General features: G+C 64.1%; 24 protein-coding genes and 1 tRNA gene. 15 read left to right on the top strand and 10 right to left on the bottom strand.

The window, feature by feature from the left end; genetic code table 11:
• Nucleotides 1–2: 2 nt before the first annotated feature.
• The 5 genes from ACRYLT_RS10560 (at nucleotide 3) to ACRYLT_RS10540 (ending at nucleotide 4,025) form a co-directional block, all read left to right on the top strand.
• The gene (locus ACRYLT_RS10560) at nucleotides 3–2,342 is read left to right on the top strand and encodes a putative bifunctional diguanylate cyclase/phosphodiesterase (RefSeq protein ID WP_482664056.1); all 2,340 of its coding nucleotides are present in this window, start codon (nucleotides 3–5) and stop codon (nucleotides 2,340–2,342) included.
• A 72-nt stretch (nucleotides 2,343–2,414) separates the two neighbouring features.
• A tRNA-Trp gene (locus ACRYLT_RS10555) sits at nucleotides 2,415–2,490 on the top strand.
• A gap of 184 nt (nucleotides 2,491–2,674) precedes the next feature.
• Complete coding sequence (gene secE, locus ACRYLT_RS10550; protein ID WP_482664055.1) at nucleotides 2,675–2,872, top strand: preprotein translocase subunit SecE; 198 nt, start codon at nucleotides 2,675–2,677, stop codon at nucleotides 2,870–2,872.
• 73 nt (nucleotides 2,873–2,945) lie between these two features.
• A complete protein-coding gene (gene nusG / locus ACRYLT_RS10545) occupies nucleotides 2,946–3,485 on the top strand; it encodes a transcription termination/antitermination protein NusG (RefSeq protein WP_482664054.1) in 540 nt (179 codons plus the stop codon).
• Nucleotides 3,486–3,713: 228 nt separating this feature from the next.
• Nucleotides 3,714–4,025 carry a PspC domain-containing protein gene (locus ACRYLT_RS10540; protein WP_482664053.1) on the top strand — a complete coding sequence of 104 codons (312 nt, stop codon included), beginning with the start codon at nucleotides 3,714–3,716 and terminating at the stop codon, nucleotides 4,023–4,025.
• Nucleotides 4,026–4,110: 85 nt separating this feature from the next.
• On the opposite strand, the gene ACRYLT_RS10535 is transcribed toward ACRYLT_RS10540, so the two are convergent.
• The 3 genes from ACRYLT_RS10535 to ACRYLT_RS10525 all read right to left on the bottom strand — a co-directional run bounded on the left by ACRYLT_RS10535 (nucleotide 4,111) and on the right by ACRYLT_RS10525 (nucleotide 9,537).
• The gene (locus ACRYLT_RS10535) at nucleotides 4,111–8,358 is read right to left on the bottom strand and encodes a PAS domain S-box protein (RefSeq protein WP_482664052.1); all 4,248 of its coding nucleotides are present in this window, start codon (nucleotides 8,356–8,358) and stop codon (nucleotides 4,111–4,113) included.
• 67 nt (nucleotides 8,359–8,425) lie between these two features.
• A complete protein-coding gene (locus ACRYLT_RS10530; RefSeq protein WP_482664051.1) occupies nucleotides 8,426–8,773 on the bottom strand; it encodes an arsenate reductase in 348 nt (115 codons plus the stop codon).
• A gap of 50 nt (nucleotides 8,774–8,823) precedes the next feature.
• Nucleotides 8,824–9,537 carry a TylF/MycF/NovP-related O-methyltransferase gene (locus ACRYLT_RS10525; RefSeq protein WP_482664050.1) on the bottom strand — a complete coding sequence of 238 codons (714 nt, stop codon included), beginning with the start codon at nucleotides 9,535–9,537 and terminating at the stop codon, nucleotides 8,824–8,826.
• Nucleotides 9,538–9,735: 198 nt separating this feature from the next.
• On the opposite strand from ACRYLT_RS10525, the gene ACRYLT_RS10520 reads away from it, so the two are divergent.
• Genes ACRYLT_RS10520 through kdsA form a run of 4 tightly spaced genes read left to right on the top strand, consistent with a single transcriptional unit; the run spans nucleotide 9,736 to nucleotide 14,062 of the window.
• Nucleotides 9,736–10,911, top strand: coding sequence for a hypothetical protein (locus ACRYLT_RS10520; protein ID WP_482664049.1), 1,176 nt, complete (start codon nucleotides 9,736–9,738; stop codon nucleotides 10,909–10,911).
• On the top strand, nucleotides 10,908–11,906 hold the full coding sequence (locus ACRYLT_RS10515; protein WP_482664048.1) for a KpsF/GutQ family sugar-phosphate isomerase: 999 nt from the start codon (nucleotides 10,908–10,910) through the stop codon (nucleotides 11,904–11,906). Before ACRYLT_RS10520 ends, ACRYLT_RS10515 begins: the two co-directional genes overlap by 4 nt.
• A 4-nt stretch (nucleotides 11,907–11,910) precedes the next feature.
• Nucleotides 11,911–13,227, top strand: coding sequence for an RraA family protein (locus ACRYLT_RS10510; RefSeq protein ID WP_482664047.1), 1,317 nt, complete (start codon nucleotides 11,911–11,913; stop codon nucleotides 13,225–13,227).
• 10 nt (nucleotides 13,228–13,237) lie between these two features.
• Nucleotides 13,238–14,062: a 3-deoxy-8-phosphooctulonate synthase gene (kdsA, locus tag ACRYLT_RS10505; protein WP_482665432.1), complete on the top strand. Its 825-nt coding sequence runs from the start codon at nucleotides 13,238–13,240 to the stop codon at nucleotides 14,060–14,062.
• An 11-nt stretch (nucleotides 14,063–14,073) separates the two neighbouring features.
• On the opposite strand, the gene ACRYLT_RS10500 is transcribed toward kdsA, so the two are convergent.
• Nucleotides 14,074–14,913, bottom strand: a complete 840-nt coding sequence (locus ACRYLT_RS10500; RefSeq protein WP_482664046.1) for an inositol monophosphatase family protein — start codon at nucleotides 14,911–14,913, stop codon at nucleotides 14,074–14,076.
• A gap of 262 nt (nucleotides 14,914–15,175) precedes the next feature.
• Between ACRYLT_RS10500 and ACRYLT_RS10495 the strand changes: the two genes are divergently transcribed.
• Complete coding sequence (locus ACRYLT_RS10495) at nucleotides 15,176–15,838, top strand: hydrolase (RefSeq protein ID WP_482664045.1); 663 nt, start codon at nucleotides 15,176–15,178, stop codon at nucleotides 15,836–15,838.
• Nucleotides 15,839–15,893: 55 nt separating this feature from the next.
• Here the strand turns inward: ACRYLT_RS10495 and ACRYLT_RS10490 are convergent, their stop codons facing one another.
• On the bottom strand, nucleotides 15,894–16,826 hold the full coding sequence (locus tag ACRYLT_RS10490; RefSeq protein ID WP_482664044.1) for a LysR family transcriptional regulator: 933 nt from the start codon (nucleotides 16,824–16,826) through the stop codon (nucleotides 15,894–15,896).
• A gap of 209 nt (nucleotides 16,827–17,035) precedes the next feature.
• Complete coding sequence (locus tag ACRYLT_RS10485) at nucleotides 17,036–17,932, bottom strand: LysR family transcriptional regulator (RefSeq protein WP_482664043.1); 897 nt, start codon at nucleotides 17,930–17,932, stop codon at nucleotides 17,036–17,038.
• Between the two features lie 140 nt (nucleotides 17,933–18,072).
• On the opposite strand from ACRYLT_RS10485, the gene ACRYLT_RS10480 reads away from it, so the two are divergent.
• From ACRYLT_RS10480 to budC, 4 genes are all read left to right on the top strand, one after another.
• On the top strand, nucleotides 18,073–18,834 hold the full coding sequence (locus tag ACRYLT_RS10480; protein ID WP_482664042.1) for an SDR family NAD(P)-dependent oxidoreductase: 762 nt from the start codon (nucleotides 18,073–18,075) through the stop codon (nucleotides 18,832–18,834).
• A gap of 79 nt (nucleotides 18,835–18,913) precedes the next feature.
• On the top strand, nucleotides 18,914–19,228 hold the full coding sequence (locus tag ACRYLT_RS10475; protein ID WP_482664041.1) for a putative quinol monooxygenase: 315 nt from the start codon (nucleotides 18,914–18,916) through the stop codon (nucleotides 19,226–19,228).
• Between the two features lie 25 nt (nucleotides 19,229–19,253).
• Nucleotides 19,254–20,102 (top strand): oxidoreductase, encoded by an 849-nt coding sequence (locus tag ACRYLT_RS10470; protein WP_482664040.1) that lies wholly within the window; start codon nucleotides 19,254–19,256, stop codon nucleotides 20,100–20,102.
• Between the two features lie 38 nt (nucleotides 20,103–20,140).
• The gene (budC, locus tag ACRYLT_RS10465; RefSeq protein WP_482664039.1) at nucleotides 20,141–20,908 is read left to right on the top strand and encodes a meso-2,3-butanediol dehydrogenase; all 768 of its coding nucleotides are present in this window, start codon (nucleotides 20,141–20,143) and stop codon (nucleotides 20,906–20,908) included.
• A 153-nt stretch (nucleotides 20,909–21,061) separates the two neighbouring features.
• Here budC and ACRYLT_RS10460 read toward each other — a convergent pair whose 3' ends face one another.
• Complete coding sequence (locus tag ACRYLT_RS10460) at nucleotides 21,062–21,961, bottom strand: LysR family transcriptional regulator (RefSeq protein WP_482665431.1); 900 nt, start codon at nucleotides 21,959–21,961, stop codon at nucleotides 21,062–21,064.
• 160 nt (nucleotides 21,962–22,121) lie between these two features.
• Between ACRYLT_RS10460 and ACRYLT_RS10455 the strand changes: the two genes are divergently transcribed.
• Nucleotides 22,122–22,718, top strand: coding sequence for an NADPH-dependent F420 reductase (locus ACRYLT_RS10455; protein WP_482664038.1), 597 nt, complete (start codon nucleotides 22,122–22,124; stop codon nucleotides 22,716–22,718).
• A 138-nt stretch (nucleotides 22,719–22,856) separates the two neighbouring features.
• Here ACRYLT_RS10455 and guaA read toward each other — a convergent pair whose 3' ends face one another.
• The 3 genes from guaA to ACRYLT_RS10440 form a co-directional block, all read right to left on the bottom strand.
• A complete protein-coding gene (gene guaA, locus ACRYLT_RS10450; protein WP_482664037.1) occupies nucleotides 22,857–24,416 on the bottom strand; it encodes a glutamine-hydrolyzing GMP synthase in 1,560 nt (519 codons plus the stop codon).
• Between the two features lie 130 nt (nucleotides 24,417–24,546).
• A complete protein-coding gene (locus ACRYLT_RS10445; protein ID WP_482664036.1) occupies nucleotides 24,547–25,059 on the bottom strand; it encodes a hypothetical protein in 513 nt (170 codons plus the stop codon).
• Between the two features lie 135 nt (nucleotides 25,060–25,194).
• Entirely contained in the window at nucleotides 25,195–25,818 is a 624-nt protein-coding gene (locus ACRYLT_RS10440) for a DUF4337 domain-containing protein (RefSeq protein ID WP_482664035.1), read from the bottom strand.
• Nucleotides 25,819–25,880 lie beyond the last annotated feature (62 nt).

Below are 25,880 nucleotides of genomic sequence, written 5' to 3'. Positions count from 1 at the left end.
TCATGACCGACAAAAGCTTGCCCAAGCTCGACTGGCGGGTGGTTTTCAACCGCGCCACGCCCCCTGGCAGCAGGGGTTGGGGACGTGTGCGCGCCGCACAGCTCGAGGAGACGGGGGCAACCCTCTCGATCGCGGCGTGGGGACAGTCGCTCAACGCCCTGCTCGTCATCTATCTGGTCGGCGGTCGCGCCCCGTCGCTCCACGTTGCCCTGTGGCTGGTGAGCCTGGCCCTGCTCCTTCACTATGTCTTCGGGCACCGGGCCAAACTGGCCGGCCGGCTGATCCATTCGGTACCGCGCCAGACAATCAATCGAGTCGCCTATCACAGCATCATCTTCGGCTTTCTGTGGAGCTTTCCGGCACGCTATTTCTTCGAGTTCGCCAATCACGGGCAGCAGCTTGCCATCGGGGTCATGACCGCAACGATGATGGCCGGTGCGGCCTTCATCTTCTCCCCAATCCCGGCCGCCGCTGCCGCCTATGTCGTCGTCATGGGCGTCGCTGCCACCAGAATGCTCGCGACGACAGACAATTGGGTGATAGCGGCAATCGGACCGATCTACACCTGTGCGATGCTGCATATGGTGCTTCACAACGGCCGCGCCTTCATGCAGCGCAAATGTCTCGACATCGCTCTGGAGGAGCGGCGGGAGACGGTCAGCCTGCTGCTTCGCGAGTTCGAGAATAGCGACGCCGACTGGCTCTGGCAGACGAACAGCCAGCTTGCTCTGACCAACGTCTCGAGCCGCTTCGCCCGAGCCATCGGCCGGGCTCGGGAAGAGCTTGAGGGGCTTTCGCTGCTGGCCCTGCTCAAGGACCGCAGCCAGGCGGATCAGAGCACCCGGCGGGCGATTGCCGCGGCCGAGGGCGCGCTTCTCCGGCGCGAGCCGATTGCCGACCTGGTCATCCCCCTTGCAGTCGGCACCGAAACCAAGTGCATCGAGCTTTCGGCGCGCCCGATGTACGGCAAGCATGGCCGCTTCGTCGGCTATCAGGGAGTCGGATCCGACGTCACCGAGGCTCGCCAGGCCGCCGACCGCATCGCCCACATGGCTCGGCATGATGCCCTCACCGGCCTTCCCAACCGGGTCCAGCTGCTCGAAGAGCTTCACGATGCGCTCGCCTTGGCCAAGAGCCAGGATCGTCAATGCGCGGTTCTTCTGGTCGATCTGGACCGGTTCAAGACCATCAACGATTCCCTCGGCCATATTGCCGGCGATCACCTGTTGCAGCAGGTCGCGCGCTGCTTCGAGACGGTGATCTCCGAGGAAATGACGGCCGGCCGGCTCGGCGGCGACGAATTTGCCATCGTCGTTCCCATCGTCTCGACCCGTGACGAACTGGAACAGCTCTGCCTGGCGCTGGTCGGAGCGCTCCAGGGACCGTTCCTGTATCGCGAGCAGCGGCTGTTTGTCGGCGCCAGCGTCGGAGTGGCAATCGGCCCTGAGGACGGCGATTCGGTCGAGGAACTCGTCCGCAATGCCGATCTCGCACTTTACCAGGCAAAGGCCGGCAGCGGCAACGACATGAGATTCTACGAGCCGTCTTTCCATGCCGGCGCGGAAGAGCGTCGAAAGATCGAACTCGCCCTCCACTCGGCGGTCGACGGTGGCGAGTTCAGCCTGAACTATCAGCCGGTCGTTGACGCCGGAACGATGAAGATTCGCAGCTTCGAAGCGCTGCTCCGCTGGAACAACCCGGAGCTCGGTTCGATCTCGCCCGCCAAGTTCATCCCGATCGCCGAGGAAATGGGAATGCTGGGCCGGATCGGCGAATGGGTGCTCCGAACCGCCTGCCGAGAGGCCGCGAGCTGGCCCCAGGATATCTGCATTGCCGTCAACGTCTCGCCGCGCCAGCTGCGTGATCCGGGTTTCATCGTCACGCTCGTGTCATCGCTCACCCAGGCGGGGCTCGAGCCGCGGCGGCTTGAACTTGAAGTCACCGAAACGGTCTTTCTCGAGCTCACCACCGCGACTCAGAAGGTGCTGCAGCAGATCCAGAGCCTGGGGGTCCGGCTTGCGATGGACGATTTCGGCACCGGCTATTCCTCGCTCGGCTATCTGCGCAAGGCGGATTTCGACACGCTCAAGATCGACCGGAGTTTCGTTCAGGCGATTTCGGCGGAGGATCCGGAGAGCACCGCGATCATCCGCGCCGTGGTCGCCCTCGCCGGCAGCCTCGGCATGAAAACGGTGGCCGAGGGCGTCGCCACGATGGAGCAGCTCGAACTGGTAAGGTCGCTGGGATGCGACCGGATCCAGGGCTATATCTTCTCGAGGCCGGTTTCCGGATCAACCGTCAAGTCGATGCTCAATCAGGAGCGCAAGCAAGCCGCCGCCTAGGCAGCCCGGCGGACTGACGGCAGACCCTTGCGCTGAAAGGGCCTGACGGTTAAGGGCTCGGCGCTCTGGCCTAGGAGTGTAGCTCAGCTGGTAGAGCATCGGTCTCCAAAACCGAGGGCCGGGGGTTCGAGTCCCTCCACTCCTGCCAACTCCCTCCTCAGCCGGTGGAGACCTGGGGAAACGGCATTGGGTCGCTGGGCGAGGCGGCGGAACGGCCGTGGAGTCGGTGCGGCTTTTCCGAGGCGGACTGCGCTGCTATTGCGGCGGCGGCCGGCAGTCCTATCTGGGCAAGGGCATTTTTCTCAAATATCGGATCGAAGGCGAAGACAGCAGTGGCGAGAACCAGTCCCGGCGAGTTTCTGCGGCAGGTCCGCTCCGAAACGGCCAAGATCGTATGGCCGACCCGGCGCGAGACGATGATGACGGCGGTAATGGTCGTCATCATGACAACTCTGCTCGGGCTCTTCTTCTTCGGCATCGACAGCGCGTTCAGCGCAATCGTCCAGCAGCTGCTCGGGCTTTTGAGCTAGACGGGGGCCAGGCCCCCTCCCCTGCCCCTCCCGAACGCGGGAGTGGGAGGCAAGGAAGGAAACAGGAAACACAATGTCCCGCTGGTACATCATCCACGCTTATTCGGGCTTCGAGAACAAGGTCCGCGACGCGATCATGGCCGAAGCAACTCGCCTCGGGCTCGACCGGATGGTCGAGGCGGTCGAGGTCCCGACGGAGAAGGTGACGGAAGTTCGTCGCGGCAAGAAGGTGACGAGCGACCGCAAATTCTTCCCCGGCTATGTGCTGGCCAAGCTCGACATGAACGACCAAGTCTATCACCTTGTGAAGAATACGCCGAAGGTGACCGGCTTCCTCGGCTCGAGCGGCAAGCCGCAGCCGATCAGCGATGCCGAGGCCGCGCGGATCCTCAACACCAAGGACGAAGCCGCTGCGGCTGCTCCCAAGCAGAAGATCAACGTCGATTATGAGATCGGCGACCAGGTCAAGGTTCTGGAAGGTCCGTTCGCCTCGTTCAACGGAATCGTCGAGGAGCTCGATTTCGATCGCGGCCGAGTGAAGGTCGGCGTCTCGATCTTCGGCCGCGCAACTCCGGTCGAGCTGGAGTTCCAGCAGGTCGAACTGGTCAAGTAGCCCGCCGCACGGGTCAAGAAACCGAGCGGCTTGGAGGCCGGGGCGCGAGCTCCGGCCTTTCCTTTGACGCGCCTGCGCCCTTGACGCTCTCAAGCGCTCCTCCCAACTCTTCCAGCGGAAGCCTTCGCCGAGGCGGTGCGGGATGTTCCTGGGCAGATGATCAGCGCGGTCGCTCCGGCGCGGCCCCGGCCGAAGGCTGTGATCCGAAGCTGCGAGAAGGAGCTTTCGATGCAGAAAGATCAAGTCTCGCCCTGGGCACGCGACGACACTCTGCTCGGGGTCTGCCACGCACTGGGCGAGGATTTCGGCTTCAATCCCCTCTGGCTGCGAATCGCGTTCGGCGCGGCGTTACTGTTCCAGCCGCTGGCGGCGGTCGGCGGCTATGTGGCGCTTGCTGCCATCACCGCCCTTGCACGCTGGCTGATCCCAGATCCGGTCCTGAGCGAAGGGGAGAAGCGCGGCGACGATGTCGATGCGAGCGACTCTGCAAGACCGACCGCCGACAACGATACCGAGCCCCAGGCGGCCGCGGCGGCCTAGTCAGGCGAACAGCCGTCCGGTCCTGTCGAGGTCGGAGTCTGGCTGATCGGCAGACGGGTGGTGGCCGTCGTGACCACCCTCGCCCTCAGCCGCGCTCGAGCACCTCGCGGATCCGGCCCGCCAGTTCGGCATACGCGAAGGGCTTGGTGATCAGCTCGACCCCCGGATCCAGCCGGCCGTGATGGACGATGGCGTCGCGCGGATAGCCGCTCGTATAGAGCACCTTAAGCGACGGCCGGAACGCGCGTGCCCGTCGGGCAAGATCGGCGCCGGTCATGCCTCCGGGAAGGATCACGTCGGTGAAGAGCAGGTCGATGGCGCTGCCCTCGTCCTCGATCAGTTGAAGGGCAGCGGCGCCGTCCTCGGCTTCCACCACGCGATAGCCGAGGTCGCGCAGCACCTCGACGGTATAGTTGCGCACGTCCGGATCATCCTCGCACACCAGAATCGTCTCGTCGAAGCCGGACTGGAGATCCTGCGCCTGGCGTCCCTCTTCCATGGCGGTGGAACAGGCCTCGAGCCGCGGCAGATAGATGCTGACGCTGGTTCCCACGCCCATGGCCGATTCCAGCCGGAAATAACCGCCGGATTGCTTGACGAACCCATAGACCATGGAGAGGCCGAGACCGGTTCCCTTGCCCACTTCCTTGGTGGTGAAGAAGGGCTCGCAGGCGCGGGCGAGCATGTCTTCGTCCATTCCGGTGCCGCTGTCGGTCATCCGGATCAGCACATAGTCACCGCTCGTCGGCTCGCCCTGCTCGCCCCTGGCTTCGAGCGCGAGATCGACATTCCGGGTCTCGATACCGAGACGTCCGCCGTCGGGCATCGCGTCGCGCGCATTCACCGCAATGTTGAGGATCGCATTCTCGAGCTGATGGGGATCGACCTCGACCTGCCACAGTCCTGGATCGAGCTTCGTCTCCACCTCGACCGTTTCACCAAGCGCCCGGTGCAGCAGCTCGGACATACCGCCAACCAGATCGTTCACGTCGATCGGCTTGGGGCTCAGCGGCTGCCGCCGGGAGAAGGCGAGCAGGCGCTGGGTCAAAGTTGCAGCCCGTTCGGCGCCGACAATGGCGCTGTTCACGGCCCGGAGCACCCGCTCCTCGGTTCCGGGGCCGAGTCGGCGCTGAACCATGTCGAGATTGCCGGCAATCACGGTCAGCAGATTGTTGAAGTCGTGGGCGATGCCGCCGGTGAGCTGGCCGACGGCTTCCATCTTCTGCGACTGGCGAAGGGCTTCCTCGGCCCGCTCGCGCTCGGCAATGGCGGCGGCGACCCGCACTTCGAGCGTATGGTTGAGGTCGCGAAGGGCTTCCTCGGCCCGGGTGCGTTCCTCGATCTCCCGCTGCGCGGCCTCGAACAGCCGGGCATTGTCGATCGCGACCGCCGCCTGGCCGGCAAGGCCGACCAGCAGCTGCTCGTGCCGGCTGGTAAAGCGACCGGGCGCCTCATGGCCGAAGAAAAGGCCGCCGATCACTTCGCCCGAACGACTGGTCACGGGCACTGCCAGATAGGAGGTGACCGGGAGATGGCCTTCCGGCATGCCATGGTAAGGCGCGTTCCGGCCGTAGCGGAGGTCCTTGCTGATGTCGTCGGACCGCACCGTCCCCTCGCCTCCGAAGGTCGGAGCGAAGACCGCGGTGTTGCGCGGCATCGGGAACTTCTCGAACTCCGCCCGATCGACTCCCGATATGGCGTAGAGCATGTATCTCTCGCCCACCTGATCGATGACATTGTAGAAGAAGGCACCGAACTGGGCGCCGGTCAGCTCCACGGCGGCATCGATGACCGTCTGAACGACCCGATCGAGATCGAGCTCGCCGGCGAGGGTTGCGCCGACCCCGTTCAGGGTTTCCAGAAGCCGGGTCTCGGCGCGCAGCGCCTGCTCCTTCTGGGCGAGGGCCTCCTCCGCCCGCTTGCGCTCGGTGATGTCGATGACGGTGCCGACGAAGCGCACCGCCCGCTCCTCGTCGAACACGGCGCGGCCGGCCGCCGCCAACCAGCGCTCGGTTCCGTCCGGAGTCACGGCGCGATACTCGATGTCGAACTCGCCGGGTCCGGAGGGATCGAGCGCGCGTTGCACGGCATGATCGGCGAACTCGCGATCGTCCGGGTGAACCCGGGCGATAAATCGCGGATAATCGACCGGAGCGTCGGGCGGCAGTCCGAACAGCTCCTTGCAGCGGGCGTCCCAGCGCAGATCGCCCGTTACCGGATTATAGTCGAAGGTCCCGATCGCCGCCGCCTGAGTGGCCAGTCGAAGCCGATCCTCGCTCTCCCGAAGAGCATCTTCCGCAGCCTTGCGATCCATTACGTCGACGCTGACGGCAAGAACGCTGGCCGGAGCGCCGGACGGGCGGATCAGGCTGACCGTATTGTTGACCCATATGATGGAGCCGTCGGGGCGGATGTATCGCTTCTCAATGTCGAATGGCTGGCCGGTTTCGACCATCTTCGTGAACAGCGGAAGATTGCGCGGCAGATCATGGGGATGCGTGATGTCCTGCATGCGAAGGCCGAGCAGTTCCTCCCGGCCTCGACCCACCATGACGCAGTAGCGGTCGTTCACGTTGATGAAGCGGCCCTCCAGGTCCGTTTCAGCAACTCCGGCGGCGGTCTGGCCGACCAGCGCCGCGAGATGCGCCTCGCTCTGGCGGAGCGCCTCCTCGACCCGGCGCATGTCGGTGACGTCATGAGCGACGCCGATGAAGCCGTTCGGCTGTCCGCTCGCGTCGAAGCGCGGCTGGGAAACCGAGTGCAGCCAGCGCCATTCGCCGTCGGCCCGCCTGTAGCGGCCTTCCAGTGTGAAGGTCTTCAGCGACGCTTCGCCGGCGATGGACTGGGCGACGAGCCGCTTGGCATCGTCGGGGTGGATCCGCTTGCGCCAGTCGAAATCGGCCGCCTCTTCCCGCGAAAGCCCAAGGAATTCGAGATAGGCCTGATTGACGAATTCGCGCTTTCGGTCCGGCCGAGTGACCCACATGATGACGGGCGAGCTGTCCGCAATCCTTCGGAAGCGAGCTTCGCTTTCCCGCAATTCCTGTTCTGCCCGCCGAGTCTCCGTAATGTCGACGCCAAGGCCGACATAGCCAGCAAACTCCCCCGACAAACGTCGGGGCACACAGGAACAGCGAAGGCAGCGCCATTCGCCGTCATGACGCCGGAAACGCGCTTCGAATTCGAAAGGCTGTCGCTTCTCCCACGCCGCCGAGCGCCGTTCGAGGACGGCGTCAAGGTCGTCCGGATGGGCGAGCCTCGTCCAGGCGTCGCCGCAAAGCTGCTCCATGGCAAGGCCGGTGAAGTCGCACAGCGCCTGGTTCGCAAACTCGATCCCGACCTCGTTCGTCACCCAGATCGGGGCCGGCGCACTGTTCGCCATGGCCCTGAACCGAGCCTCGCTTTCCCGAAGCTCGTCGGCCGACCGTTTCTGTTCGGTGATATCGACGGCGAGCCCGACATAGCCGATCAGCCTGTGCTGCTCGTCGATCCGGGGGTTGCAGCTGACCTGCATCCATCGCCACTCGCCCGCGGAATTGCGAAATCTCGCATCATAGCCGTAGCTCGACCGCGACTCCCAGGCGCGGGCGCGGGTTTCGATCACCTGGGGAAGGTCCTCGGGATGGATGAGGCTCATCCACATTTCGCCGGTGAGCTCGTCGGCTGCGAGACCCGAAACCTCGACAAAGGCCTTGTTGACGAACTCGACTCCGGTCGGACTCGTCACCCAGACCGGTGCCGGTGCGCAGTCGGCCATCGCCCGGAAACGGGCCTCGCTTTCGCGCGCGCGCCGCTCCTCGCGAACCCGATCCGTCGTTTCGTTGACGATACACAGGATTCCGCCGACGCCGCCGCTTTCGTCGCGCACGGCCGAATAGGACAGGTCGAAATAGGCGGTTTCGGGATAGCCGTGCCGCTCCATGTAGAAGGGGCGGTCCTTGGCGAAGACGGTTTCACCGGTTTCGCGAACGTTGCGGAGCAGCGGCTCGAGATCCTCCCACAGTTCGGCCCAGATTTCCCGCGCAGGCCGCCCTAGCGCCTTCGGATGCTTGTCGCCGATCGTCGGAACATAGGCGTCGTTGTAAAGCGCGACATAGTCAGGCCCCCAATAGAGGGCGATCTGAGCCATGGCCGGAAGCATCAAATCGACGGCCGACCGGAGGCTCTGCGGCCAGGATTCCGGAGTACCGATCGGCGATCCGGTCCAGTCATGCGCCTCGATCAGCGCACGCATCGTTCCCGCAGTGGCAGTGAAGCGGTGGATCTCGGCAAAGGCGTCGGACGAGGCGTGCCCCGCCTTCATTTCCTGGTCCTGGGCCACCGATTGCCGCAATCGAACCCCCTGAGTAGCCCGCCAATCAAATTCCTATATAGCGGGTAAATCGTTCCGAATCCGTCTATTAGGCGATCATTTCAAGCCACGCCACCGGATTGAAGCCAACCAAGCGTCGATCGCCGAGATCGAGCACGGGACGCCGGATCATCGACGGATGCCGGCTCATGAGTTCGACAGCCTTGTCGTCGTCGAGATTTTCCTTCTCGAAGTCGGGCAGCTTGCGAAAGGTGGTGCCGTTACGATTGAGCAGCCGATCCCAGCCATGCTCCGCAACCCAGCCGCGAAGCCGCTTTTCCTCGATTCCCGCGCTCTTATAGTCGTGAAAATCGTAAGCGACGTCGTTCGCCTCCAGCCAGGCGCGCGCCTTCTTGACGGTGTCGCAGTTCCTGATCCCGAATAGCGTCAGGGTCATGGCGCCCGCTTCCTCCTCATCATCCCTTCTCATCCTTTGTGACCGATGTCTCAGGTGGGAATCTGAACAAAAGTCGGAACCGAATAGTGGCGGAGCTTCCTTAGCGTGAGTCTCTTGCCTTTCACCAGTTCGTCGGCGGCACGCGTCGCACCGGCGACCAGGCCGTAATCGTCGAACAGGATCAGGCCGCCGGGGACCATGTGCGGCAGGAGCTGCTCGAGCGCAAACGCGGTGGGTTCGTACACGTCCATGTCGAGATGGAGCAGCGCAACTCGCAGTTCGGGCCTGCGCGCCAACAGGTTCGGCAGGGTTTCGAACACATTTCCCTGGTGCAGATGCACGTTGCCGATCGCCTTGTCTGCAAACAATTGCGCGAGCAGCTCCCGGGAAATTCCTTCGCCGCGTTCGTCCTCGAACTTTTCGATGAAGGCACGATCGTCCGAATCCCCCACGCCTTCTCGCGGGAAGGCACCAAAGGCGTCCAATCCGTGAATCTCGCGGCTGACTTCATGTTCGATCAGCGCGCGAAACATGGCAAATCGCATGAGCGATGCGCCTTTGTAGACGCCCAGTTCGACTAGCGCGCCTGGCAAGTCCTGGATGGCACGATAGAGTTCCAGGTGGGCGAGCAGCTTACCCATGCGGCCGACCGCCCCCCGCAAGTAAAAGATGTTCTCGGCTTCCGAGGCCGCCTCGGCGGGCGCAGGAATATAGGGCATGTCGATCCTTGTTGGAGAAAGCGGGGATATGACGGCGGCCGTCATGCTCCCATTCTAGCCGCAACCGCCTGGACGGCGGAGGAGTAGGGAAAAAATTTCCTAGTGCCGCGCGATCGCCGTTGAGAGCGCTTCTATAAGAAGAGGACCGCAACTACCCGCCCGCCCCCGTTCTGGAGCGACAATGGTTCGTTCGTCTGCTTGCTACTTTCGTGAGGTCGGCTCACCCCCGGGCGGACGGCCCTGATGAGAATATTGTTCTATCTGCCTGTCGTCACCTCATGGTGGTTCGAGCATATCGTCGCGCCGATCCTGCGCCGGATCGCGAGCGTCGCCGAGGTGTACGTTCTGGCGCCCGTGATGTGGCGGAATACCGGCATCGGGCCCGGCGAACTGCGCCAGTGTCTCGACCTGGACGACGTCAGGTGGCAGATCATCGACAGCGAGGACCATCCGAGCCTTCGCACCAGGGCAGCGGATCCCGCGGGGCTGATCGCGCATGTGCGCGAACTTGCGCCCGACGTCGTGCTGTGCCGAGCCGCTGATTTCGAAACCGTGCGTCACTTCCCCGGAGCGGTCCGCTTCCTGATGGAGGTCGCTTCCGCGCCCTTCCACATGGCACCGGAGACGACGACGATCACCGATCAGCCGTTCGTCTATGGCGCGACTTCCGGGCTCGTCTCTGCCGATCGGGCGCAGCTGGACGCGCTGATCGATCCGCTCTGGTCCGAGATGCGCGACCATTGGCGAGACGCCGTTCCCGATCGCGGATCCGTGTTCCGTCAGATCGGCATCCCGGAAGACCGGCCGATGCTGCTCCTCCCGCTTGAATATGAGCATGAAGAGAATTTCTTCGTCCAGCACCGCGTGCCGAAGGTCAGCAACCGGGCATTGGTGACGAAGATCGCCAGCAAGGTGACGCCGAACTGCACGCTGGTGGTGACGGATCATCCGTTGAATTCGATGCACCTCGGTGATCGCGGACTGCAGGACACCGTCTCCCGGCTCGGCAGTCGAGTGATTCTTGCGGGTGAGAAAATTCTCGGATTGCCCGCCACCCAAGCGCTTGCCCCGCATGCCGACGGCATGCTGCTGGGCGATTCCAAGAGCTTCAGCCTGGCAGCCGCGTTCGGGACCCCGATCCTGCGACGGTCGAGCTTCGCAACCGCGGGTTGGCTCAATGCCGAGACCAATCTCGATCGCTTCGTCGCCGCCGTCCGGTCGGGCAACGCCAGAGCGCCCGCACAGGCGGATGCGCGCCGCTGGTTTGCCTATCATCTGGCGAATGAGGCCTTCTACCCGAAGGACGCCGCACTGACAGGAGCGGAACTGATCGATCGCGCATTGCGGCCAGCGAACACCGATCGCTGGGGCGCCGGAATCGCTCGAGTTCAAGTCGTGAAGCAGGAGCGAGTAAGTTGACTCGTCCGTCAGCCGCCCGGCTTCGGCCACTCGCAGCTGAGGCCGCCTGCGGATGGTTTGCCGAAGTCATCGCCGGCGAACGGCGCGCTCTCGAGCAGCTCGAGCACTCGCTTCCGGAGAGCATCTCGGCCGCGGTGTCCCTCATCGCGGCACAGGTGCGGCCGCTCACCTGTCTCGGGGTCGGAAAGTCGGGGCTTGTCGCGGCGAAGGTCGCCGCCACCTTGTCGAGTCTGGGGACTCCGGCATTCTTCCTCAATGCAGCCGAAGCCGCGCATGGCGACCTGGGCGCCGTGCAGGAGGGCAGTGTCGTTCTGCTCTTTTCAAACAGCGGGGCGACCGAGGAAATCTGTCGTATCCTCCCGCTTCTGAGAGCCCGTGGATGCACCTTGATCGGCATCGTCGGCCGCTCGGACTCGCCGCTCGGCCGGGCGGTAGATCATTTGATCCCTGCGACGGTCGAGCGCGAGGCGGACCATATCGGACTGGCGCCGACAGCGAGCACGACGCTCCAGATGGCGATCGGTGACGGCCTTGCCGTCGCGGCGAGCCGGGCTCGGGCTTTCACTCGGGAGGATTTCCTGCGCCACCATCCCGCGGGCCTGCTCGGCCGGCAGATGATCCCGGTGCGCAACCTGATGCGCAGCGGTGCCGACCTGCCCATGGTGCTTCCTTCGGCGTCGGTGGCTGAGCTCCTGGCCGTCATGTCGGGGCGCCGAATGGGCGCCGCCTGTGTTGTCGATCATGGCGGCCTGCTCCTGGGACTCGTCGTCGACGGCGACGTTCGCCGCCACTTCCAGGCACGGCAGGATGTCTATGACACGCCGGCCAAAGCGCTCATGCAGCGACAGCCGCAGGTGATCGACCTGGAGGCGACGCTCGGCGATGCAATGCTGATGCTGCGCGAACGCGGAAGTCGATTGCTCGTCCTTCCCGTCACGGATTCCGAAGGGCGCCTCCACGGCATGCTCCACGCCAGCGACATCCTGAACGGTTGAGCGTATGAAGATCGTCGCCTTCATTCCCGCCAAGGGCAAAAGCGAACGGGTTTCCGGAAAGAATATGCGCGTTCTGGACGGAGAATATCTATTCAAGCGCAAGCTGCGGCAGGCACTCGACTGCAGCGCGATCACCGAAGTCTGCCTCGACACCGAAAGCGATGGGCTGGCGGAACTGGCCAGCGACCTCTCCGTGTCGCGCCTGTCGCGCCCGGCGGAACTCGCGACCAACGCAACGGACGGGCATGCGCTGTTCGCGTGGGAATGCGCGCAGCGTCCCGAAGCCGATCTTTGGATACAGCTCCTGTGTACCGCCCCGTTCATCACCGCCGACACGATTTCGCGTGCGATCGCCGCACTGCTCGCCGATCCGGAGGCGGACAGTCTCGTGGGAGTGAGCCGCGCCAAGCAATATTGCTGGAACGGCCGCACACCCGCCTACGGAACCGACCGAGTTCCGAACAGCGTCGACCTGCCGACCTCCGTGATCGAGGCGATGAGCCTTTATATCGTTCGTCGCACCGGCGACGATCCTGCGACACGCCGCTTCGGGACCAAGCCGATCCTGTTCGATCTGCAACCGCTCGAGCAGATCGACATCAACCACGACGATGATCTGGCGTTCGCGGAAACCGTTGCGGCGGGTCTGCGCGCGGCCGAGGTAACGCGCTTCCGGGCGATGCGATCGCATCTGAGTTCGTCCGTCCTTTCGGACATCTCCAAGGAACGGGGGATGCGCGTGGTGCTTCCGTCGGCCCTCCGTCCGACAAGCGGCGGCAAACTGCTGGGCCGGGCCAAGACGCTCGAGCTGACCGCGCTCGCGGAGCGCCCGGATCGCGCTCCCGGAGGGGCATGGAACGGCATCTACGACGCGCTGCAATCCTATCGCTTCGTTCGGCCGGGGGATGTCATCATGGTCGCCACCGATGTGCCCGAACATGCCTATTTCGGCGACCTCAATGCCAATCTCGCGATCCGCTCGGGCGCGGTTGGCGCGGTGATCGACGGATCGACCCGTGACACGGCGGACGTTCGTGCGCTCGGGCTGCCGGTCTTCGCCCGGAATCAGACGTGCAACGACATCAAATATGAAGGCACCGTGAAGGCGATGAACCGCCCGATCAGCATGGGCGGGGTACGTATCTGCAACGACGATGTCGTGTTCGCCGACGAGGACGGGGTCGTGGTCATCCCACGTGCGCACTGGCCCGAAATCGAGGAAGCTGCCTGGGCCGTGCTTTCGAACGAGGCGCGAATCCGCCTCCAGGCCGCGCGCGGCCGCGATGTGAACGCGATCCTTGACGAATGCGGCCAGTTTTGAGGACGAGATGATGAAGAAAGTGGCCGTGGGCGCCATCGAAATCGCCAACGACAAGCCCTGCGTGCTCGTCGCGGGCCCGTGCGCGATGGAAAGTCGCGCCCATGCCTTCGAAATGGCCGATGCGCTCACCAGCCTTTGCGCGGAACTGGGGATCGGGCTGATCTACAAGAGCTCGTTCGACAAGGGCAATCGGACGTCGATCGATTCACCGCGCGGAATCGGAATGGCGCCCGCGCTCGAAATCTTCGCCGAGCTTCGCGAACGCTACAATTGTCCGGTGCTGACCGATGTCCATGAAGCCGCGCAATGCGCAGCCGTCGCCGAAGCGGTCGACGTCCTTCAGATCCCCGCCTTCCTCTGTCGCCAGACGGACCTGCTGATCGCCGCGGCGCAGACCGGACGCACGATCAACGTCAAGAAAGGGCAGTTCCTGGCCCCGTGGGACATGCAGAATGTGGCGGCCAAGATCGCGGCATCGGGCAATGAGAATATCATCCTGTGCGAACGCGGTGCGAGCTTCGGCTACAACATGCTGGTCAGCGACCTGCGCGCGCTGCCGATCATGGCGGAAACCGGCTATCCCGTGATGTTCGACGCCACCCATTCGGTTCAGCAACCCGGCGGGCGCGGCGCCAGTTCGGGTGGCCAGCGCGAATTCGTCGCCCCGCTGGCGCGGGCGGCCGTGGCGGTGGGCGTCGCAGCCATATTCATCGAAACCCATCAGGATCCGGACAGCGCGCCGAGTGACGGGCCGAACATGGTGCCGCTGAGCGAAATGCCGGCGCTGCTTCGTCAGCTGAAGGCGTTCGACGCGCTCGCCAAGCAACCGGCATAGCTCGGAGCGCTTCAAGGCCGCCGAGCGCTGCTCCGAAGGAGCGCCTGGACGGCATCGGCGATGCCACGACTACGTGCCAGCACAATGCCGGTCTCTGTCGAGCCGGGGCGATAAGGCGTTCCGTCGAACCGTTCGACCACGCCGCCCGCCTCTTCGAGCAGCAACGCGCCAGCGGCATGATCCCAGACGAGCGTTCGCCAGTAGAGCGCGAAGTCGCGCTCGCCGAGCGCTACCAGCGCATATTCATGGCCCGCGCAGCGTTGCGTCGGCACCGTCTCGCCGACGCCCGCAGTCAGCGCCTCGACGGCGCTTCGCATCCCCTCGGGCATCGAGAACGCACTGACGATGCCGGTCAACTCAGTTCTCCGGGCGAAGCCGGCGGAGATTTCGATCCGTCTTCCGTCGCACCAGGCGCCGCCGCCGCGTTCGGCGATCATCATCCGCCCGCTCAGCGGATCGTAGATCCAGGACGCGATCGTGTCGCCGTCGCGGAGCAAGGCCAGCATGACCGCGAAGGGCGGTCGCCCTGCGGCAAAATTGCCTGTTCCATCAAGCGGATCGACAACCCACACGAGGCCCTCGTCGAGCCGATCGAGCAGCTGAGGTGCACGCGCACAGCCTTCCTCACCGACGAACCGCGCTCCGGGCGTCAGCGCAAGAAGGCTATCAGCCAAGGCCTGTTCGACGCCATGATCGGCAGCCGTCACGAGATCGCCCGGGCTTTTTTCTGCAATTTCGTGGTGCTGCAGCGCCTGGAACCGGGGCAGGATTTCATTGGCCGAAACCTCGCGGATGAGGTCCGCGACCGCCTGAAGGGAGCGATTCTGCGTGATGTAGGCCGTTTCCTGCATGGTCTAGCCGATTCCTTGCGGCCGGCGCTCGATACTCCGGAGTCGCAGCCTCCGCTCGTCGATGAAGCGACTTGGCACGTCTTGTCTATTCCATCGAACGACGGTTTCGAGATTATCCGGCTTCCGGCCTGAGGCCGCTCGGGTGAAATCCTTCGGCACCAGTTCTGCAGATCGGCTAACAGAGTGTCTGCGGCGTCGAGCGCCAACGGGCGCATGCGTTCTTCCGAGAAGGACTGGTGAATATGAAGCGAAAGGATCATTCATGCCGATTTCCAGACCAGCCCCTGTCGGGCTAGACGCGTTGCTGACGCCCGACAATTGCGCACTCATTCTGATCGATCATCAGCCTTTCCAGGTGAGCGGCATCGGGAGCCATGACCCGGCCTTGATGATCAACAATGTCGTCCAGCTCGCGAAAGCCGCCAAGCTGTTCAACGTCCCAACCTTGCTGACGACCGTGGTCGAGGAACGTGGCGGATATCTGATCAAGCCGCTTCAGGACGTCTTCCCCGATCAGAAGCCGATCGACCGAACCACCATCAACACGTGGGAAGATCCGCGGGTAGTCGAATGGGTCGAAAGCACCGGCCGAAGGAAGCTGGTCATGGCCGCATTATGGACTGAGATCTGTCTCGCCTTTCCGGTGATCCACGCTCTTGGCGAGGGTTATGAAGTCTATTTCGTCACGGACGCCTCAGGAGGTACAACGCTCGAGGCGCACCAAGTAGCCGTCCAGCGCATGGTCCAGGCCGGCGCCAGTCCGTTGACGAGCGGTGTCTTCACGGCCGAGCTCCAGCGCGACTGGGCTCGTGCGGAAACGGTTCCGGGAGTCCAGGAAATCATGCTCGCCCATGGCGGTGCGACCGCCACCAACCTCGCCTGGGAACTTCAGCTCCTCGCCGGTCGGCCGGGAAGCGGCGTCTGAACGTCATGGCTCCGATGGGTGAAGTCCGCATGGACGGGCTTCACCCTTCTTCGAGTCACAGCGCATTGACGTCGCCAGCGCCCGGTTCCCAGTCCGGCACCTGCCGGACCAGCCGATCGATCAGGAATCGCGCCGCCGGCCCCGGCGGGCTGGCGGAACGATGGATTGCAAAGAAGCGGTAAGCGCCGCCCTTCATTTCCGGCAAGTCGATCTTGACCAGCCGTCCGGTTCTGAGGTCGTCGCGTATCATGGGCACCGGCATGTTTCCCCACCCGACGCCCCCGAGCAGCAGCAAATGTTTGGTCGCAAGGTCTGCAACCCGCCAAGTATGGGTTCCGACCACGCCGATATCCACGCCCTTCGTCCCATCTGACCTGTCGGTCAGCACGATCTGAACATGGTCACGACCCGCCCCGACCGGGTTTCGAACGGCCGTTGCCAAAGGGTGATCCGGTGCAGCGACCGGCACCAAGTCGACGCTCCCCACGCCAATCCGATCCAGCCCGGCGATCTCGACGTCGGGCGGGCCACAGACGCCGATTATTGCCCTCCCGATCAGCACCTGCTCGACAACGGCGCCCAGCGCTTCGCTGCGGACATTGAGCGGAACCGTCGGAAATTCGCGACGAAAGCTCTTGAGGAGGTCGACGACGCGCGAGGCCGGGAGCATCATGTCGAGGACGATCGAAACACTGGCTTCAAGACCATCCAGAAGCCCCTGCGCTGTCGAGTGGAGACGGTTGACCCCGTTTGCAATGCTCCGGGTTTCCGCCAGGATCGATCGTCCGGCTTCCGTAAGACGCGGTCGTCGGGTCGATTCCCGCTCGAACAGCGCAAAGCCGAGATGGGCTTCGAGATTGGCGATCGTGTAGCTGATCACCGACGTCGCCCGATTGAGCTTCCGCGCGGCACCGGCGAAGCTGCCGACCTCCACGACCGTCAGGAACACTCTCAACTGATCAAAGGTCGGTGTGCTTGCCCCTTTCAATCCAGGCCTCCAGCAGACTTGCCGAGGAAATCGGCAAGATCGGGTTTGATTGTTCGATTTTCTCCGCAAGCGACTGTCTGGGTCATGACGGCTGCGATTGGATGACAAAGCGGCGTAGGCCGACGGGGCCGCTCTACCGGCCGCCAAGGCCAGCGTGAATGCAGCGCGTTCTACAAGGGGTTTTCAGCCGGCCCGAACAATCGCGAGGCTCAGGACTTTGCGGCCCCTGACCTGACACAGTCGATGAACGCGCGAAGGGCTGGCGCCATCTGGCGCTGCTGGGGGTAGGAGATGTAGAAGCCAGGGAATGGGGCGGACCATTCCTCCAGCAACGGAACGAGCTGACCCGTTTCGATCAACGGCCTCAACTCGCTTTCGACCCAGAAGGCAATGCCGATGCCCCTCAGTGCGGCATCGATCGTCATCCGTTGCTCGCTGAGGATGAGCGGCCCGAACACCTCCACCTCGATCCAGTCCCCATCCTTGAAGAATTCCCAATTATAGGGTGTCGTTCGCCCGGGCCAACGCCACCGCAAGCACTTGTGGTCGTGCAGATCCCGAGGCGTCTGCGGGCGGCCGTGGCGAGCGACATAGTCCGGCGATGCGACGGCGATCTGACGCATCGTTCCCCCCAGGCGAACGCCAACCATATCCTTTTCCATTACCTCGCCGAGCGTGAAGCCCACATCGAAGCCTGCGGCGACGAGATCGACCACGGCATCGTCGACGAGGATGTCCAGCGTGACGTCGGGATAAGCCTCGTGAAAGGTCGAAAGAATGGGTTCCACATAGGAGGTGTAAGCGAGCCTCAGGCAACGGACCCGTACAAGTCCTGCCGGCCGATCGCGGAAGTATCCGACATCGGCGAGAGCCGACTCCAGCTCGGCAAGCGCCGGCCGCACCCGCACCAGCAGTCTTTCGCCGACCTGAGTCAATGCGACGCTCCGGGTCGTCCGATGGAAAAGGCGGACGCCGAGCCTTTCCTCGAAGTTGCGGATGATTTGGCTCAGCGACGATGGGGAGAGCCCCAGCCGTTCGGCAGCCCTGGAGAAGCTGCCCAGTTCCGCCACCGCAACGAAGGCCCGCAAGTCGTTTCCGCCGGACATCCCATCCCTTTCCGAAGCTGGATTTGTTCGGATAATCTAAAGAACCTATTCTGTTTATAGCGGATTAACTAGATAGTCGAGCCTCTCTACCTCTGCAGCAGCGCATCAAGGCGCTCGAATGTTGAAGGAGGAGAAGCTTCATGATTTCCACGACAAGCGAAGCGAACGAAGTGAATGGCAAGGTCGCGCTCGTCACCGGCGCAGCGAGCGGGATCGGTCGGGCCACGGCCGAGTTGCTCCATGATCGCGGTGCGACGGTCATTGCCGAGGACATCGACCCGGCGGTCGAAACCCTCGCCCGCGACGGGCTGCTGCCGCTCGTCGCCGACATCACCCAGGATGGCGCGGCCGAAAAGGCGGTTGGACTTGCGCTCGAGCGCTTCGGGCGCCTGGATATCCTCGTCAACAATGCCGGTCGCATTCTCTACAAACCCCTCGTCGAAATGACTCGCGAAGATTGGAATTGGCAGATGGAGACGAACGTCACCGGCGCTTTCCTCCATTCGCGCGAAGCGATGAAGGCGATGATCCCGAATAGGTCTGGAGCGATCGTCAACATCGCCTCTTATGCTTCCTATTTCGCATTCCCGGGGATTGCCGCCTACACGGCCTCCAAGGGCGCGCTCGCGCAGCTCACCCGAACTCAGGCGCTCGAGGCGATCGAACACGGCATTCGCGTCAACGCGATTGGCGTCGGTGACGTGGTCACCAATCTTCTCAACCACTTCATGGAAGATGGCCGGGATTTCCTTGCGGAGCATGGAACCAAGGCACCAATCGGCCGTGCGGCAGTGCCGGAGGAGATTGCGGAGATCGTTGCCTTCCTCGCCTCCGATCGAGCCGGCTTCATCGTCGGCTCGGTCGTGATGGCGGACGGCGGAATGAGCGTCGCCATCGGCTGACGAATAGCCCGGTCGAGACCGGCACCCAATCAAACCAACAACAGGAAAGGCGCGGCCGCGCGGCCGCGAAGGATATCGCATGACAAACGAACTGACCATCGCCGCTTTCTTCACCGCCAAGCCCGGGCAGAGCGAAAAGCTCGGCACCCGCCTGCTTGCCCTCGTCGAAACGACGCGGCTCGAGCCGGGCTGCGCCCGCTACGACATCTACCAATCCGAGGACGATCCGAATGCCTGGTTCGTCTTCGAACATTGGCGAAGCGCGGCCGACTTCGACGCCCATCTCGCGGCACCCTACGTCCAGGCGTTCATGGCCGAGGTTCCGAACCTCTGCGCCGACGATGTCGAGATCTGCCGCTACCGCCGCCGATCCGACGACGCCGAGCGCGCCTGACCACCGAACTGAAGGAGGATCCCAAATGACCCATGAACGAAATCTCGTCTGGCTCGTCACCGGCTGCTCCAGCGGCTTCGGACGGCAGATCGCGACCCACCTTCTCGATCGCGGCGAGCGCGTCGTCGTCACCTCGCGCAGGACGGAGGATGTCGCGGACCTCGTTGCCGGACGCGAGGCGATGCTCCTGCCGCTCGACGTCACCGATCCGGCCCAGGTGCAGGCAGCGGTCAGGGATGCCGAGGAACGGTTTGGCGGCATCGACGTGCTCGTGAACAATGCCGGCCTGGGCTACTTCGCCGCCATCGAGGAGAGCGAGGAAGCGGCCGTCCGGGCGCTTTTCGAAGTAAACTTCTTTGGCGTTGCCGCGATGGCGAGGGCCGTTCTGCCGGGGATGCGGCGGCGACGGAAAGGCACCATCGTCAACCTCACCTCGGTCGGCGGTCTCGAGGGCTATCCGGCCGTCGGCTATTATTGCGCGACCAAGTATGCCGTCGAAGGCCTGTCGGACGTGCTTCGGAAGGAAGTCGCGCCGCTCGGCATCCATGTCATGACGGTGGAACCGGGCGCCTTCCGGACCGAATGGGCCGGCTCCTCGCGCGAAGCGGCGAACAGCATCGCCGATTATGACGCAACGGCTGGCGCCGCCCGGCGCGCCTATCGCGACTCCGTAGGCCGGCAGCCCGGCGATCCGGCCAAGGCCGCCGCTGCGATAGCGGAGGCGGTTCTCGTCGCCTCGCCCCCCAAGCGCCTGCTGCTCGGCGCCGACGCCTACGAGGCGGCCACCGCGAAGCTCGACGAGATGCTCCGCGAATTCGCGCGGTGGGAGGCGCTCACTCGGAGCACCGCCTTCGACGGCTCCCCTCAGGCCTGAAACCCCAATCCCATCATCACAAGAACGGGAGAATTGCCATGTCGAGATTTGCAGACAAAGTTGCCATCGTGACCGGCGGAGGCTCCGGGATCGGCGAGGCCGCAGCCCGCCGGCTGCTCGCCGAAGGCGCCTTCGTCGCCATTTCCGGTCGCAGCGAAACGCGGCTTGCCCAGGCCGCCGCCACCATGCCGCAGGACCGGATCCTGGTCCATCGCGCCGACGTGTCTCGCCGCGAAGAATGCGACGGCCTTGTGACCGCGACGGTTGAACGCTTCGGCCGGCTCGACACCCTCGTCAACGCTGCCGGCATGAACCTCGTCGGCTCGGTGGACGACACGTCGGACGAGGATTGGCGAGCCTGCTTCGGGGCCGATGTCGACAGCGTCTTCTACATGGCGCGGGCGGCCCTGCCCCACCTGCGCCGGACGAGGGGATCAATCGTGAGCATCGGATCGGTCTCCTCCCTCGGCGGCGGCTGGAGTCATGCCGCCTACAACGCGGCCAAGGCGGCGGTTGCCAATCTCACGCGCTCCATCGCCTGCGACAACGGGCGTTATGGCGTGCGCGCCAATACCGTTTGCCCCGGCCTCACGGTCACCGGCATGGTGGACGAGATCATGAAGGACGAGGCGCTGCTGGCGAAGGCGTGGGAACGCATTCCGCTGCGGCGAGCCGGCACTCCGGACGAGATCGCGGCCGCCATCGCCTTTCTGGCCAGCGACGAAGCGCTGTGGATAACGGGCGCGACCCTGGCCGTGGACGGCGGCCAGACCTGCACGGACGGCGGACCCGAATGGGGCAAGTGATCGATGACTTAGCGGCGCATTGCCGCTGATCGAGCCCTGGATGCGCCGAGATCGTTCGGCGAGCCGCTGATGCGCCTTTCCATTTCCATCCAGCCCACAGGCGGCGAGCCCCGAAAGTTCGCCGCCTGTCTTGCCGGCAGCGAGCAACCGGTTTCAGGCCTTCCCCGCCTGGCTGCGCAGCCGTTCGATCAACCAGGAAGCGGCCGGGCCCGGCGGCGTGTCCGTCCGGTAGATGGCATGCATGACATAGTCTCCGCCAATAGTGTCCGGCATGTCGAGAGGAACGAGACGCCCGCGCTCGAGATCCTCCGCGATCATCGGTTCCGGCATGTTGCCCCAGCCGATGCCGGCCTTGAGCAGCATGTGCTTGGATGCAAGATCAGCAAGACGCCAGGTTCTCGCGCCCATCACGCCGAAATCCCGGCCTTTGGTGAGCGGCGAACGATCAGTCAGGACGAGCTGGACATGATCGCGGCCTGCACCGGGCGGGTTGCGTCCGGCGAGGGCCAGCGGGTGCTGAGGGGCGGCTACCGGGATCATCCGAACGCTGCCGACACCGATCCGTTCGACACCCCCGACCGTATCGAGCGGGCCGCTGACGCCCAATGTGGCCTCCCGGTCCAGGACGCGCTGCGTGACGGCCCCCAGCGTTTCCACATGGAGATGGAGCGACACGGTCGGAAACGCGTCGCGCAGGCTCGTGAGGGCGTCGACCACCCGCGCCTCGGGAAGCAGGATGTCGAACACCAGGTGGAGTTCGGATTCGACGCCCTGCAACAGGACCTTGGTCTTGGCACGAAGTCCATCGACGCCATTCAGGATCGTTCGCGCTTCGGCCACGACCATCCGACCGGCTTCGGTCAATTGCGGCCTCCGCGTGGTTTGGCGGTCGAAGAGCTTCACGCCGAGCTGATTTTCCAGATTGGCGATGGAATAGCTGATGACCGAGGTCGCGCGATTGAGCCGTCGTGCCGCGCCGGCGAAGCTGCCGACATCCACGATGGTCTGCAAGATACGCAATTGATCGAGCGTGGGCGTTCCCGGCTCGGATATCATATCGGATTCCTCGAACGTTCCGCGCGAGATTATCCGAATCCTTCGGACCTGCCACTCGCCTTATGTCGGCTTCTCCTAAATCGTTCTTTGTCCAGCACCAGGCCGCACCTTGCTGAAGGGTTGCTGCCCCGCTTCAACTACAGGGGAGGACCAGATCATGGCTTATTCAATCATCGGTTCCGGTGCGATCGGCACCGCGCTCGCTCGGCAATTTGCGCGCAGGAACGTTCGGGTTCGGGTGGCCAACACCCGCGGACCCGCCTCGCTCGCCAGCCTTGCGGAGGAGCTCGGCCCAAGCATCGCCCCTTCCGAGCGTTTCGAGGCCCTGTCGGCTGACATCGTGATCCTCGCCGTGCCCTTCACGGCCGTTCCCGATGCGGTTTCAGGCGTCGGCGATTGGGCCAATCGGATTGTGGTGGATGCGACGAATGCGATCAACTTCGCCGATTTCACGCCGGCCGACCTCGGAGGTCGGCTGTCCACCCAGATCGTCGCCGCTACGGTCCCGGGTGCAAGAGTCGTCAAGGCCTTCAACACCTTGCCGGCGGCAATGCTCGGCGCCGATCCGGAGGTGAACGGCGGGCGGCGAACGATCTTCCTGTCGAGCGACGATGCGGGGGCCGCCAGCGACGTCGCCATGCTCGCGGAGCAGCTGGGCTTTGCTTCCATCTATCTCGGCAAGCTCGCCGAAGGCGGCCGTCTCCAGCAATTCGGTGGCCCTCTGGTCGTTCATTCCCTGATCAAGCAGCCTTGAAGCCGGCCGGGTCGCCGCCCGCTGAAAGGGTGATGATGCCGAACTCCGGGCACAAGCGCTGACGGTCGATCCACCGGGTCGCGCGGCGAAGGCCGGGTTGAACATGTCGAAAGATTCCCGCTTCGCGGATCGTGCGCGTCACTCCCACTCGATGGTTCCGGGCGGCTTGCTCGTGCAGTCGTAGACCACCCGATTGATGCCCTTGACCTCGTTGACGATTCGGGTGGCGACCCGGCCGAGGAACGCCGCGTCGAAGGGATAGGCGTCAGCCGTCATGCCGTCGGTGGAGGTGACCGCACGAAGCGCGCAGACATGGTCGTATGTTCGCGCATCGCCCATGACGCCGACGGTACGCACGGGCAGAAGAACGGCAAAGGCCTGCCAGATCGCATCGTAGAGCCCGGCATTGCGGATCTCCTCGAGATAGATGGCGTCGGCCTTCCTCAGGATATCGCAGCCTTCCTTGGTCACCTCGCCGGGAATGCGGATGGCGAGCCCCGGCCCGGGGAAGGGATGGCGGCCGACAAAGGCTTCGGGAAGCCCGAGCTCGCGCCCAAGCTCGCGCACCTCGTCCTTGAACAGTTCCCGAAGCGGTTCGACCAGCGCCATGTTCATGCGATCCGGGAGTCCGCCAACGTTGTGATGGCTCTTGATCGTCACCGACGGGCCGCCGGTGAAGCTGACGCTTTCGATCACGTCCGGGTAAAGCGTTCCCTGGGCCAGGAAATCGGCACCGCCAATCTTTCCGGCCTCCTCCTCGAAAACGTCGATGAACGTCTTGCCGATGAACTTGCGCTTGGCTTCCGGGTCGGTGACCCCCTTGAGGCCGCCCAGGAACAGATCCTCGGCATCGACATGGACGAGCGGGATATTGTAGCTGTTCCGGAACAGGCTCACGACCTGCTCGGCCTCCCCCTGGCGCATCAGCCCGTGATCCACGAAGACGCAGGTCAGCTGATCTCCGATCGCTTCGTGAATCAGAACCGCGGCCACGGCACTGTCGACGCCGCCGGACAGGCCGCAAATCACCCTGCCCTTGCCAACCTGGTCGCGGATCTCGGCGATCTTGGTCGCCCGGAACTCCGCCATCGTCCAGTCGCCGGCAAGACCGCAGACGTGCCGGACGAAATTGGCGATCAGCTTCGCCCCATCGGGCGTGTGGACCACCTCGGGATGGAACTGAACGCCGTAGAATCGGCGATCGTCATCGGCCGTCGCCGCGAAGGGCGCGCCTTCGGACCGGGCAACGATCCGGAAGCCGTCGGGAATTGCCTCGACCTTGTCGCCATGGCTCATCCACACCTGATGCCGCTCGCCCTTCGCCCAGAGCCCGTCGAACAGGACGCAGTCGTCGACGATCTCGATAAAGGCCCGGCCAAACTCGCTATGGTCGCCGGCAACGACCCTTCCGCCAAGCTGCTCCGCCATAAGCTGCTGACCGTAGCAGATCCCCAGCACCGGAACGCCCTGTTCGAACAGAGCGTGATCGGCGCGCGGACTGTCCTGAAAGGTGACCGATGCCGGACCGCCGGAAAGGATGATCCCTTTCGGCTTCATCCGATCGACGGCGCCGACCGCTCCGCTGAAGGGGACGATTTCGCTATAGACGCCCGCCTCGCGCACCCGTCGGGCGATCAGCTGGGTAACCTGGCTGCCGAAGTCGATGATGAGGATGGAGTCGGAAGGCTGGACCGTCATGGCCGGCGATTAGGCATCGCCTCGGCCCCTGTAAAGGCAGGCGCTAAGATCGGCCAAAGAGAGGTGGAGGGGATCCGCCATGGGGAGGCGCGCGAAGCAAGCTCCGCGCGCCCCTTCATAATCTCCCGGATCAGACTCGGAAGTCGTAGATCCGGCCGTTGGCCGCGTAGCAAGTGAAGCTTTCGCGGTCGATCCGGCCGCGACGATTCCAGCCGCGATAGTCGACCTGCTCCACACGTCCGCGGACCCGGTAACCCCGACTTGTCCGGTCGAGATCGGTGATCTGGACGTTATGACCGTAGCGCTGGGCTTCGCGGCCGCAGGCATTCACCGCCGCCTGGGCCGTGTCGTAGCGGTTATAGCCGTAGCCATAGCCAGAATTGTAGCCATAGCCGCGATTGTAGCCATTATAGCCATAGCCGCGATTATAGCGGTCATAGCCGTAGCCATAGCGATCATTGCCATTGTCGAGGGCGGCGATGACGGCAGCCACCCCGCCGAGAATGGCGACGCCGGCGATGATGTCGCCCGCATCGATGCCGCGATCGCGACGGTCCCAGGACTGGGCCTGTGCGGGCACGGCGGTGACGGTCAGCGCGGCAGCGGCCGCGGCGCCGGTTACGAATTTGGTCAGAGCCTTCATGGCAACCTCCTGCTTTGAAAAGCCGCGACACTTTCCGCAGCTTGGAGTCATAATAAACGATGCGCTCTGACCTCGCCCTGAACTGGATGGTAGTCTCGCGTTCAGCTTCCCAAGCGAGTATCTGAACAGGGCGAGCTACCAGGGAAGCGGGAAAAGCATCAGAAAGCCGTTGGCCGTCAGAAGCGCCCCCACGACCCCCAGGCCGCCGGCGAGGAGCAGGATCGCGCGGTTGAGCGCGAGGATCGCGACCGAACCCAGCACCAGCGCAAGCTGAAGCAAAACCTCGGCCCGGTCGAAGGAATCGTCCCGTTCGGAGGCACGCTCGCGCGCTGCCTCATAGGCTTCAGCCTGGGCTCGGAGCTGGCGCTTGCCTTCGCCGCGGAGCGGATCGGCCGGTGCGGCCGGATCGGGCTCGTTCTCGTAGCGATCGATGGTTGCGCGATACTCGGCCAGTCGGGCGCGATTCGCCGCGCTTTCGGCACCGGACGCGATTTCCGCTTCCAGTTCCTCGGCAGCGATCTCATAAACGGTCTGGCGCATGTTCTTCGCCTGGAAGAACGCCCAGGTGTCGCTGGCGCGGATGTTGTTGAAGATCATGTCGTCGGTCGCATTGCCGCCGCCGAGGCCGCCGACGGCCAGCACTGCGGCGAGGAAGGCGATCAGCAGAGCGGCACCGTTGCGGAATCGCTCCGCTTTCTCATTCTCCTCGCGATCCTCATGAATTTCGGCGATCAGATCCGCCGCGTCCCTGCTGTCCATACGCCACACTCCTCGAAAGGATTCGGGCGATTAGCCGCTTGTCTTCGCAAGTCCAGAAAGTT

Source organism: Sphingosinicella sp. SM1-17 (genome assembly GCF_056821765.1).
This window is presented reverse-complemented; position numbering and strand designations above follow the sequence as displayed.

Excerpts from the sequence above, each read along its gene's own strand:
- ACRYLT_RS10560 (WP_482664056.1), top strand. The coding sequence starts at position 3 with ATGACCGACAAAAGCTTGCCCAAGCTCGACTGGCGGGTGGTTTTCAAC.
- nusG (WP_482664054.1), top strand. The coding sequence starts at position 2,946 with ATGTCCCGCTGGTACATCATCCACGCTTATTCGGGCTTCGAGAACAAG.
- ACRYLT_RS10540 (WP_482664053.1), top strand. The coding sequence starts at position 3,714 with ATGCAGAAAGATCAAGTCTCGCCCTGGGCACGCGACGACACTCTGCTC.
- ACRYLT_RS10530 (WP_482664051.1), bottom strand. The coding sequence starts at position 8,773 with ATGACCCTGACGCTATTCGGGATCAGGAACTGCGACACCGTCAAGAAG.
- ACRYLT_RS10525 (WP_482664050.1), bottom strand. The coding sequence starts at position 9,537 with ATGACGGCCGCCGTCATATCCCCGCTTTCTCCAACAAGGATCGACATG.
- ACRYLT_RS10520 (WP_482664049.1), top strand. The coding sequence starts at position 9,736 with ATGAGAATATTGTTCTATCTGCCTGTCGTCACCTCATGGTGGTTCGAG.
- ACRYLT_RS10510 (WP_482664047.1), top strand. The coding sequence starts at position 11,911 with ATGAAGATCGTCGCCTTCATTCCCGCCAAGGGCAAAAGCGAACGGGTT.
- kdsA (WP_482665432.1), top strand. The coding sequence starts at position 13,238 with ATGAAGAAAGTGGCCGTGGGCGCCATCGAAATCGCCAACGACAAGCCC.
- ACRYLT_RS10500 (WP_482664046.1), bottom strand. The coding sequence starts at position 14,913 with ATGCAGGAAACGGCCTACATCACGCAGAATCGCTCCCTTCAGGCGGTC.
- ACRYLT_RS10495 (WP_482664045.1), top strand. The coding sequence starts at position 15,176 with ATGCCGATTTCCAGACCAGCCCCTGTCGGGCTAGACGCGTTGCTGACG.
- ACRYLT_RS10485 (WP_482664043.1), bottom strand. The coding sequence starts at position 17,932 with ATGTCCGGCGGAAACGACTTGCGGGCCTTCGTTGCGGTGGCGGAACTG.
- ACRYLT_RS10480 (WP_482664042.1), top strand. The coding sequence starts at position 18,073 with ATGATTTCCACGACAAGCGAAGCGAACGAAGTGAATGGCAAGGTCGCG.
- ACRYLT_RS10475 (WP_482664041.1), top strand. The coding sequence starts at position 18,914 with ATGACAAACGAACTGACCATCGCCGCTTTCTTCACCGCCAAGCCCGGG.
- ACRYLT_RS10470 (WP_482664040.1), top strand. The coding sequence starts at position 19,254 with ATGACCCATGAACGAAATCTCGTCTGGCTCGTCACCGGCTGCTCCAGC.
- budC (WP_482664039.1), top strand. The coding sequence starts at position 20,141 with ATGTCGAGATTTGCAGACAAAGTTGCCATCGTGACCGGCGGAGGCTCC.
- ACRYLT_RS10455 (WP_482664038.1), top strand. The coding sequence starts at position 22,122 with ATGGCTTATTCAATCATCGGTTCCGGTGCGATCGGCACCGCGCTCGCT.
- guaA (WP_482664037.1), bottom strand. The coding sequence starts at position 24,416 with ATGACGGTCCAGCCTTCCGACTCCATCCTCATCATCGACTTCGGCAGC.
- ACRYLT_RS10445 (WP_482664036.1), bottom strand. The coding sequence starts at position 25,059 with ATGAAGGCTCTGACCAAATTCGTAACCGGCGCCGCGGCCGCTGCCGCG.
- ACRYLT_RS10440 (WP_482664035.1), bottom strand. The coding sequence starts at position 25,818 with ATGGACAGCAGGGACGCGGCGGATCTGATCGCCGAAATTCATGAGGAT.